General features: G+C 31.0%; 11 protein-coding genes. 2 read left to right on the top strand and 9 right to left on the bottom strand.

What is annotated here, in order from left to right:
* Positions 1–168 precede the first annotated feature (168 nt).
* Complete coding sequence (locus ACU1LP_RS18670) at positions 169–1,464, top strand: UDP-N-acetylmuramoyl-tripeptide--D-alanyl-D-alanine ligase (RefSeq protein WP_445733768.1); 1,296 nt, start codon at positions 169–171, stop codon at positions 1,462–1,464.
* A 43-nt stretch (positions 1,465–1,507) separates the two neighbouring features.
* Here ACU1LP_RS18670 and ACU1LP_RS18675 read toward each other — a convergent pair whose 3' ends face one another.
* The 9 genes from ACU1LP_RS18675 to ACU1LP_RS18715 form a co-directional block, all read right to left on the bottom strand.
* Positions 1,508–2,305 (bottom strand): hypothetical protein, encoded by a 798-nt coding sequence (locus tag ACU1LP_RS18675; RefSeq protein ID WP_445737035.1) that lies wholly within the window; start codon positions 2,303–2,305, stop codon positions 1,508–1,510.
* 218 nt (positions 2,306–2,523) lie between these two features.
* Complete coding sequence (locus ACU1LP_RS18680; RefSeq protein ID WP_445737036.1) at positions 2,524–3,195, bottom strand: hypothetical protein; 672 nt, start codon at positions 3,193–3,195, stop codon at positions 2,524–2,526.
* 40 nt (positions 3,196–3,235) lie between these two features.
* Positions 3,236–3,553, bottom strand: a complete 318-nt coding sequence (locus ACU1LP_RS18685) for a hypothetical protein (protein WP_445737037.1) — start codon at positions 3,551–3,553, stop codon at positions 3,236–3,238.
* A gap of 49 nt (positions 3,554–3,602) precedes the next feature.
* Positions 3,603–4,142 carry a hypothetical protein gene (locus ACU1LP_RS18690; protein ID WP_445737038.1) on the bottom strand — a complete coding sequence of 180 codons (540 nt, stop codon included), beginning with the start codon at positions 4,140–4,142 and terminating at the stop codon, positions 3,603–3,605.
* Positions 4,143–4,154: 12 nt separating this feature from the next.
* Positions 4,155–4,487: a hypothetical protein gene (locus tag ACU1LP_RS18695; protein WP_445737039.1), complete on the bottom strand. Its 333-nt coding sequence runs from the start codon at positions 4,485–4,487 to the stop codon at positions 4,155–4,157.
* A gap of 107 nt (positions 4,488–4,594) precedes the next feature.
* The gene (locus tag ACU1LP_RS18700) at positions 4,595–5,098 is read right to left on the bottom strand and encodes a hypothetical protein (protein WP_445737040.1); all 504 of its coding nucleotides are present in this window, start codon (positions 5,096–5,098) and stop codon (positions 4,595–4,597) included.
* 405 nt (positions 5,099–5,503) lie between these two features.
* Entirely contained in the window at positions 5,504–5,995 is a 492-nt protein-coding gene (locus ACU1LP_RS18705) for a hypothetical protein (protein WP_445737041.1), read from the bottom strand.
* Positions 5,996–6,150: 155 nt separating this feature from the next.
* Positions 6,151–7,488, bottom strand: a complete 1,338-nt coding sequence (locus ACU1LP_RS18710) for a DUF5723 family protein (protein WP_445737042.1) — start codon at positions 7,486–7,488, stop codon at positions 6,151–6,153.
* Positions 7,489–7,536: 48 nt separating this feature from the next.
* Entirely contained in the window at positions 7,537–8,715 is a 1,179-nt protein-coding gene (locus ACU1LP_RS18715) for a T9SS type A sorting domain-containing protein (RefSeq protein ID WP_445733877.1), read from the bottom strand.
* A 608-nt stretch (positions 8,716–9,323) separates the two neighbouring features.
* Between ACU1LP_RS18715 and ACU1LP_RS18720 the strand changes: the two genes are divergently transcribed.
* Complete coding sequence (locus ACU1LP_RS18720) at positions 9,324–9,968, top strand: PAS domain-containing protein (protein WP_445737043.1); 645 nt, start codon at positions 9,324–9,326, stop codon at positions 9,966–9,968.
* Positions 9,969–10,019: the final 51 nt, after the last annotated feature.

The raw sequence follows: 10,019 nt of genomic DNA on the forward strand, positions 1-10,019 counted from the left end.
GGAGGTGCCGATAGGCGGAGGGGTCAACTTTAATAGTTATTTTTATGATATAAGATTATTTTTGTCATGTACTAAACGAAAAAATATTCCTCGATCTTAAAATCGAAGTTTCAAATAAAACTGTCTTTCCCGTGAAAATGGGAATCTAAACATAACCTCATTTAACACTTGGAAATAGAAGCATTACACAAACTTTTCTTAGCATGCCATTCAGCTTGCACCGATACCCGAAAAATTAAAGAAAACGATATGTTTTTTGCCTTAAAAGGCGACAATTTTAATGGAAACACTTATGCAGAACAAGCTTTAAAAAGCGGCGCAAAATACAGTATTGTTGACGAGCCTGAATTTAATACCTCTTCAAAAACCATACTAGTAAAAAACGTGCTTGAAACGCTTCAAGAACTGGCAACTTTTCATAGAAATTATTTAAAAACACCCGTTATAGCACTAACAGGTAGCAATGGAAAAACAACTACCAAAGAACTTATTAATGCCGCTCTATCCCAAAAATATAAAACAACGGCAACTGTTGGAAACCTAAACAACCATATAGGCGTGCCTTTAACGTTGCTTTCAATGACTAAAAGCACTGAAATTGGCATTGTTGAAATGGGTGCCAACCATCAAAAAGAAATAGCGTTTTTATGCCGTATTGCCAAACCCGATTATGGGTATATCACTAATTTTGGAAAGGCACATTTAGAAGGCTTTGGAAGCGTTGAAGGTGTTATAAAAGGCAAAAGCGAAATGTATGATCACCTGATAAATGGTAACAAAACGATTTTTGTGAATGCTAATGACCCCATTCAAGTTGAAAAAACAAAACAAGCCAACACCTTTATCTTTGGAAATACCTCTAAGGTTGACGTAAACATTGAATTTATTGAGGCACAGCCCAATGTAAAAGTTCGTTACAACCATTTAACCATTAACAGCCATTTAATAGGTGAATACAACTTCAATAACATTGCTGCAGCCATAACTATAGCCAATTATTTTAAAGTTGAAGATAGTGCCATAAAAACGGGTATCGAAAATTATATTCCAAACAATAACCGGTCGCAAGTATTGACCAAAGGCTCCAATAAAATAATTATGGATGCCTATAATGCCAACCCAACAAGCATGCGCGCTGCTTTATTGAATTTTGAAAAGTTAAACGACACCAACAAAGTCGCTATTCTTGGTGATATGTTTGAGCTGGGAAAGGATGCAGAATTGGAACACCAAAATATTGTTGAATTATTGAAGACTTTAAACTTTAGCAAGACCATTTTAATTGGCGAAAATTTCTATAAAACCACAACTAAATCAAAAAAAATAACCTTATTTAAAACATTTGACCATTTTAAAAGTGATTTTGATGTGTCACAAATTCAAAATACAACACTTTTGATTAAAGGCTCTAGAGGCATGGCTTTGGAACGGGTTTTAGATTTAATTCAATATTTATCATTTTAAAAACAATTAAACTAAGTGCTTTTTTTAAAATCCATTTATTTTTCTAACCTCTTACACCCCATATCGGTGTATTACCTGTATTTTGCTTATTTCTGTTTTGAATAATATCCAAACGGATTTTTTCTTTTATCCAATCGACATAAGATTGTTCAGGTACAGCACCAGCTGGGATAAGTTGAAGTTTAACACCTATACTCGTTGACTTACCTAAATTTATTTGGCTCGTTGAATTTGGCTGAATTATGTGAGGTTTTTTATCAGGAACACCATCTAAAATGAATATAAATTGAGCCGACTTATCTTTCAGTGGGTTTTTTATTACTGCAAGAGTGGTTATTAAGCCGGTAGTCTCGTTCTTTGCAACTTTAAGTGTAAATTCAATCCCATCTACCTTCGAGCTAAAATCTTCCAATGTATTTCCTGTATACTGCCAATCAAATATTTCTTTAATGGAAGATTTATATTCTTTTTGTATTCTCTGATTTTCATTATTTATAAGCGTCCTTATGTTACCTTTTGACCTATTATCTAGCTCTTTCCAAGAAATTACTTTTACGCTGCAACCAAATCCAAGCATAGGCTTTTGAAATTCATATAAGATAATATGGGAGTTTTTAGCTATTTTAGCTATTGGGCTTTCATTGCTATGTGCTGCCAAAAATTCTTTTTTTGCCTGGAATGCTTCGGCGTCACTCTTAACAATTTTTTTTTCCATAACCATGTCTGAACACCAATAACTTTTACCGCTTTCTTTTTTAGTGTAAAGCCCAATAAATAGTTGATCTTGAGCAGTAACAGTATTGAATATAAATAATGCTAGTATTACAATTAAATATTTCATTTTTTTGGTATTTAAGTTATAAATATTTGATGTTCTTATTTTTTTTGTATTAACATAATTTGAAAATTAATTTATGGGCGAAATGAAGTTTAATTATATACGGTTCATCTGCAATAATTGAAATAACTAAATTCATAAGCAATTGTATCCGTAATAATAGACGAATTAGCAATGTCCCAAAAGCATGCAAATATTGGCTTAGTTATATTTTAGGTGTGCTATTTTTTCTCATTTACAATTTGCTTTAGTGTACCATAATTGTCCGGATGTGCTTTTTTGTCTGCCTTTATTAATTTAATATAATCATTAAACAACCCTAATAATTCTTTATCTTGGGGCATAAAAATCGTAACATTATCCACCCATTTATTAAAATGTTGCCGATTATAATCCTCCTCATCATAGTAACGAAAAGACTGGATAGCTTGCTCACCAGAATTAGCATAAAAGAAAAAACCATCCTTACCACTATAGGTTTTCCCCGTTATAACATATGCTATTCTACTTAAATCTATATAATAATCCGAAGTAAAGTGGTAAAAACCACGCTTTGCTGGATACCAAAAATGAATATAAGCCCAATTATTCTTTTCCATTCCACCTAATGCACCAATATCAAACAGATCCAAGGTTTCGCTATCCCAAGTTTTCTCATTCCTATTAGTTTGAACTACCGTTTTAAGTTTTTTTTCTATTTCATATTTAATACGTTCTATATCTTCATTATAAACATAACTTTGAGCGTTGGAAGTTTGCGTATATGCACATGCCATGAATACCAATATTAATAGTTTACCTATCCGTTTGGATGCATAATTTTTGGTAAAAGAGGTGTTGGAAATCACTGCTTCATCCATGGAAGTATACAGCGGTAACAATTTGTTTTTCATAGGATATGAGTTAATTATAAAGTATTAGTATTAAGTAACACTATCCTAGAAAGTCGACATTTACTGTAATAGATTCGTTGTCCCCGTGAATTATAGTTACTTGCTTATAACTTTTATCAGCAGTTTTTTTCTTTTTAAAACTAAAAGTTTTGTCTGTACCCTTCATTGGCCCCATTCCTTCCTTAATTTTTAATTCCAGTATTAAAATATCTTCGTTTAAACCTTGTATTACGGCTTCTTTAATTGATATTATGTCATCTGGACGGTAAGTTAATACTGTTCCATTTACATAAAGAGATTGTGGTAATTCTTTTAAGTTATAATTTGCGTTTACTGTAATCATAGCGGTTTTTTTCATTTTTTTTCCAGATTTATTAATGACTATTTTATATTATTAGATTTAATTCTCAATCAAACTTTAAAGGTTCAGGTGCGCCACAAAGCTTGCGTAGACGGTTGAAGGCTTTGTATATTTTTTCATTTTTAGCAGTTTGTTCATATGTTAAATTAACATTATACCCATATACCCATAGAGGCAAATGCATTAATGCCTTCTGTTGTCCTTCTTCTACAAACCACAAGCCAACCTGCCGACAACCTCGTCCATTTTCAACAAAACCAGCTCCATAAACTATTCTAATTTCCTCCACTTTAGATAAGTCAATTTTATAGTCATAAGCTTCTGGATCATATGGCTGCATAAGTTTATCTTCCAAATAATAACCATCGTGTGTGTATGTTGATAATAACAAAACCTTTCCTTCTATTTTCTCTAAGGAGGCTTTTCGGAAATCGTATCGTTCAGAACTGCACCAAAGGTTATCGGTTCCAATATCTGCCAAGCTTTTGTTTATAAATTGTATGGTTTGTTCTTTAGTTGGCTGTTGTGCTTTAGTTAGAGCACAAAAAGTAAAAGCTATTGCAAGTAATAAGATGGTCTTTTTCATGTTTTCTATAGTTTAATTATCACAAAGCACTGAGAACTCATTCACAGAAAGTAAATTTTTATATTGTTTTAAACTGGCAATATCTTTTCTTCTCGATCTCTCTGCATCGTGGCTACTGTCATATTGGTATGCTTTAACATGTTTTAGATAGCTGGCACCAACTTCTTCCCTATAATATGCATCAAAGTATTCTGTAAATTGAATTTCGACCATTGCTCTTGAATGGCTCTTGCAATCTACATATACCGTATTGCTAATGATGGCCTGCATGTTATCGTAAGGTTTTCTATCGGGATTTTCTTTAGGTACATACCAAGCTTCAACAACATAATATTTGGAATCCATTGTTTTGCTTGGAGTTAGAGGGATAAAGCTCGAGAAAATCAAGAACATTGCTATAAACAGGATGATAAATGTTACTTTTTTCATAGTTATTTAATTTTATTAGTCTTTTAAAATTTACTTTGAATCAATTTTATGTTTAAAAGCTTTAAAAGATGCTTAAATGCTTTACTTACTCTTTCAGCATCATTGGTTTCTTTATTAAAAGTTAATAGAATAAAAAATTTACTATTCGTTTCTATATTTTTACCCTCAAAAGCCACATCAAAAAGTGGTTTTGAAGAACTTAAAAGGATTTCATTGCTTGGCGTATTTTCAATAGATTCTATGTTTTCAAGATTGATACTCAGTTTACCATCTTTATCGTCACATTTAAAATCAATAACAAGTTTTTTTGATGTAACGTATAAATCCATATTATTGACTTTATCAATAAAGTAATAAATTCGACCATTACAGCCACTATAAGTTATATTGGTAGCTTTAGTGAACCAAAACCCTCTATCTAAAGTTTTTAACTTAATAAAAGTAAATGTTTCTTCTAAGTTAGCTTCTTGTGCTTTAACTGTAAAAGTTGTTGCTATTAGTAAGCATAGAGTGATAAGTTTTTTCATAATCTGATTTTTAATTCTGCTTTTTCCTAGGTGTCGTATTTTGAAATTATGGATCGCTGTGTATTAATATAAAGCCCATCCCTTTTTTTTGCATAAAACGCCAAATAAAAATCTGCCAATTGGCTATTTATCAAATAATTACTGTGCCGGTCACAATCTACATAAACAACATTAGGGATTACGTAATTATATACATTACTATTTCTCTTAATTTCTAAAGTCTCAATGACATAATAAGAAGCTTTTGGATTAATATGGTTTTGACTATACATTGAAGTAATTAGAAAACCAAAAATGAAATAAGTATTAGCAAATGTTTTCATATTCTATTAAGTTTTTGTGTTTTACAAATTGTTTTGTAACCAAAATGTCTCAATACATTTATTATTTAAAAGGATTTTAATTTTAATTACATCCGTAATTAAAATCTGTGCGAATAAAAGTAGTATGCCCAATTTTTTTCTTTTGTATTATCCAAGAAGTCATAGCATCTTGTGCTTCCTGTCGCGTTTTATAGCGCTCTCCAGAATAACGTGCGTGATAGATATGTTTTGCACCGTATGGAAAGTCCTTAGGGTATTTTTCAGTTAAAAGTAGACCGAAAGATTTTTTTGCATCTCCCCAAAAAACATAATCTTCTTTTCCTCCACAATTATTTTGTCCAGGATAATATATAATGTCACTCAAATAAAGATCTCGCTCATTATATGGTTTGGAATTATTGGAATAAGACTCATCAACCTCACCTGTTGTTAAAAATGTATAAAATCCCTCGTCATTAGGAATTTCAAGTTTTTCTAGATTTCTAACTTCAGAATAATTGGTGTCACCAAAATAGAAGCTAGTAAATAGTGTAAAAAATAAAGCCAGCGTTATAAATGTTAAAATTCTTTTCATAATTTCTGTTTTTTATGTTATTTGTTATTTTTAATTATTTAATTATAAGTTGTAATACGCTTTTGATATTAAAACAATGCCCAATTACAGATAAAATACCTGATATAAAGTGTTTATATTATTTTTCGTCTTACTTGTTCAGCAATCTAATGCATTCATACTTTTCTATAAATAGGTATTTTTAGTCCAAAATACACATCGGTAAATTTTGAGTTCTTTGATAATAAATTTGTTAAAACAGAGCCAGAACCTACCGTTAATGGGCCTAAACGTAAACCGGCACCCCAAGCAATATCCCCGTATTGTCTAAAACTTACAGGGCTATAAATGCTAAGCCAGCTGATTTCTAAACGTGGTGCAAAAGATACCATATTAATAATGCTATTGGCTGTTGGGGTATTATTGGAAACCAACGACATGGAAGTTGCCAAACTTGCATACAGTTTGCCTACAATTTTATAATCTACCAAAAGGTTTAACGCCGTTGGCAATCTTACTTTAGTGCTTGCTATAGTTGTAACCCCCGTATAATTATCTTCAATGGCCTCAGCCACATCTTCATCAAAGCTGTCTGCATCTACAGTGGCATTCAAATTGTAGGTTGTTAATTCGCTTTCTTTGTAATTTATAGACCCAATATCTGTAATTGAAGCACCAATTTTAAGCTTATACTTAGTGAATCTTTGGGTTGCAGGGTCGGATGTTGCGTGGTTTTTTTTATCATTCCATTGGTATGCAAAACCTATATCGGCACCATAACCCGCTGTAAGATTTTTTAAATCAAAATCTACCTCATCAAAATCTTCTTGACTCGATCCATAGTTTAAATTTCCGGCAGTGGTTAAGGTATTTGCAGAAGCATCGTATCTTCCAGTAATTGATGGCGCACTAAAAAACGTGCTTCCAACACCTTGTAAATATTTTAATGTTACCCCACCTTTTAACAGATGGTCTTCATTCTTTATGAGTATCCTTCCATAGGTTAACCCAACTTCACCCCAAGCGTGTATGGTGCCATTAAAATCTTTAATGTTAAAATCAAAATCAGTGGTTTCATCAAATCCATCCGAAAGACTTTCGAATAATTCGCCGTTTATATTATTAACATTTAAGAAAGCCCTAACTCGGGTTGTAATGCCAATACTGCTTTTTTTATTGAGGTTAAACATGAAAGATGGCCCTAAAAAATCTAAATTTAAAAAGAAGTTGTTATCATCCTTTATAAATTTTTGGGCGTCTGAATCGATGTCAAAACCTTCCTCGGATTTTAAAATATCCTGAATATTAATTCCAAAATAATCGCTACCTAAAAAGACACTACCAGAAATCAAGTTTATATCGGCCTTAAAAGGAGAATCTACAATATTGGCTGGGTTTAAAGTAACGCCATGAATGCCCGAATAGTTATCGAAGGTGTAGCCAAAATAGCTTTGAGCGTTTAAAGCGTTATTTACTACAAATACTACACCTAATAAAAGTGATAGTTTTTTCATGATGGGTTGGTTTTTGGTTGGTTGTTATTAATTTATCTGCTATACTTTTTACTTTTTTATGAAATTAATGGTGCTTCCGTTCTTAAATTTCAAGAAGTACAAGCCATTGTTTAAATTTTGAATATCTATTTTTTCATTAACAGCAATAGACCCTTTACTTACCTTAGTTCCTAAAATGCTAAAAACCTCGTATTGTTCTGTTTCAGTTAAACCCAAAACTTGAATAAAATCTGTTGATGGGTTTGGAAATACTTTTAGAGTGTTTTTACTTATTTCAACATTTTCTGTGCTTAAAGTAATAGGGCTTGTATAGTTATAGGTTGTTCTGTTATTATTTGTATAACTACTGGTAGAATTATCGTAATTAAAATAATTTTCACTTAATATTTTATTTAAATAAAGCATATTTTCATAAATATAATCTAAACCCGTTTTATCTTTAAAAGGATGTGCAAAGCTTGATATGAGTGCTGATGCATCATAGCTGTATTCCGTTTTGTATTGCTCATCATTATAACTAGAGGTATTACTTATAGTATTGCCATTCGCATCAATAGTATAATTATCTATGTAATCACCTATCCAGTTGCTTCCATCCCAATTTGCACTTGTATAATTTATAATTTTGTTGTTTTCGTTATATATAAAGACATCACGGTCTTCTAATACCCATTGTGAACTAATCCACTCTTCATTCAAAATCTGGCTAATTTTATTATTTGCATTATATGTTACAATACTTCGATAGTCATTTACCCATTGCAAACCGTCCCATTCATAATTTATTACCACATCTATTAAATTATTACTATCATATGTCACCACGATTTTATAATTATTTTCCCATTCTGAATCCGTCCACTCTTGATATGTTTCTTCTATAAGATTTCCGCTAAGATTATAGTTATATGAACTTTTATACAAATTATCATATTGGTTGGTTGTAGAATTCCACTCTTGATAAATGTTTTGGGTAGTTTTATTGTTGGCATTGTAGGTATAGGTGTCCTTATCTGAAATTTGCCATGCTCCAAATTCTCCATTAATGCCCCAATTATAGTATGTCTGAGCAATTAAGTTATTATTGGCATCGTATTCATAATTAGAGCCTCTACTGTTATCCCAAGAAGTCCCATTATAACTTTCATCAATAGAAGACAATAATTTGTTTTGTGCTTGTAGTGTCATCGTAAAAACGATTAACAGCAATAATGTAATTTTTTTCATAAGCGTAATCATTAAAATTATTACCTACTCTTTTAAAGATTTTCGGTATGCTCTTTTTAGTAATTTCGTAGATAATTTTGTCAAAAAGGAGAAAATGCCGCCACTAAAGTTTTGCAATCAAATTATACTAAGTAGCATGTATTTTTAATTTCTCCCTCGTGTTTAATTAATAGCATTGTAAACCTAAACTATAATGCCAACATGTAAAATACCTAATATTGGGTATTTTTTAACGGGTTTAATTTTGAAAAATGATGCTATGATGTAGATAACCCAAAACAAATAGCTAGCATATTTTAATAGAAATTTAATTTAAGATACTTATTGAAATTTTTTATATGAGAGAAAAATATTAAGTTTTTTTTTAGTACATGACAAAAAAAGATATTTCATTAAAATAACTATTAAAGTTGACCCCTCCGCCTATCGGCACCTCCCCTTGAAAAAAGGGGAGGAATTATTTAAGGAGTGTCTTTTAATAATTTGATGTTAATAAATTTTTGTCATGTACTTAAGTTTTTTTTAACTAAATTTCACAAGTCTATTTTTTATCTGTATCGCCTCATAAGGATAATCATAAATTTCAATCAATCCTTAATATGTAAAAAATGAATAAAGAAGATAGTGCCAAGGTACTTAATGTTTGGAGTAAAGAGAATACCATTTATCAACCCAAAAAAAAAGAACTTCTTTTAGAAATTATAGATCAAGCTGCTTCCTTGTTTGCAGTGGGAAGTTTTTATTATTTCATTTTAAATTTTGAGAATATTACCATGGATTTTGTTCACGGTGGCATTAGGGATGTTTTGGGTATTGAACCTGATGAATTTACAATGGAAAAAGCTTTTCAAATAATTCATCCCGAAGATCTTGCTTGTATGAATGAAAAAGAAGCGCTTGTATTAAACTTTTTTTTAAATAAAATTGCTCGCGAAGATTTATTCAATTACAAATGTGTATATGCTTTGAGGAAAAAACATATAGATGGAACTTATAAAACTATTCTACATCAAGCATCCGTTTTTAGCGTATCTGATGATGGTAAAGTTCAACAAACATTGTGTGTACATACAGATGTTACTTATTTAAACATCCCCATTGACCATAATGTATCTTTCATTAGCACAAAAAAACCATCCTTTCATTATGCAAAAAATTCTGGAATTTATACCATTATAGCTAAGGATAGTCACGGTTTAAAAAACATGTCATTTAAAGATATGTTTTCTGTAACTAATCAGTTTTCAAACTGAAATTCATTTTTAGCGATAAGTTTCAACGCTTCTGATACGTTCATTCCATTT

The organism is Mariniflexile sp., from assembly GCF_052728615.1.